Genomic DNA, 557 nt, shown 5'->3' with positions numbered 1-557 from the left:
TAATTACCTCGTCCTAATAGATCATCCTGATAGTTCCCCGCAGGAAAACGGAAAGGTACAGGTCCATCAGCAATACCATCTAAAAACTGTCTTACTTGTCTGTCTGGATTTTCCTGTAGCTCTTTTGCACTTCCCTGAGCAATGATTTTCTGTTCTGCAATAATATATGCATAATCGGCAATACTCAGTACTTCAGGGACATCATGAGACACCACCACACAAGTGACCCCTAATGCATGGTTTAATTCATCAATCAGTTTTACTAATACCCCCATGGTAATGGGATCTTGTCCAACGAATGGCTCGTCAAACATGATTAAATCTGGATCAAGGGCTATCGCTCTTGCTAAAGCGGCTCTGCGCGCCATTCCCCCCGATAATTCAGATGGCATTAAATTAGCTGCCCCTCTTAACCCTACCGCTTCTAACTTCATCATCACGGTAGTGTGAATTAACGCCTCGGGTAAATTAGTATGCTCTCTTAATGGGAAGGCGACATTTTCAAATACATTCATATCAGTAAAAAGGGCGCCTGATTGAAAAAGCATACTCATTTT

At 42.2% G+C, this 557-nt stretch carries 1 protein-coding gene; it reads right to left on the bottom strand.

The annotated features are described in order from the left end of the window. Positions 1-557 (bottom strand): ATP-binding cassette domain-containing protein (locus IE142_RS40245; RefSeq protein ID WP_191889505.1); only part of this gene is annotated, 557 nt, incomplete at both ends.

Source organism: Streptomyces mutabilis (assembly GCF_014649815.1).
Classification (GTDB): Bacteria; Actinomycetota; Actinomycetes; order Streptomycetales; family Streptomycetaceae; genus Streptomyces; species Streptomyces mutabilis.
The sequence above is the reverse complement of the archived record's forward strand: the minus strand, read 5'-3'. Positions and strand labels throughout refer to the sequence as shown.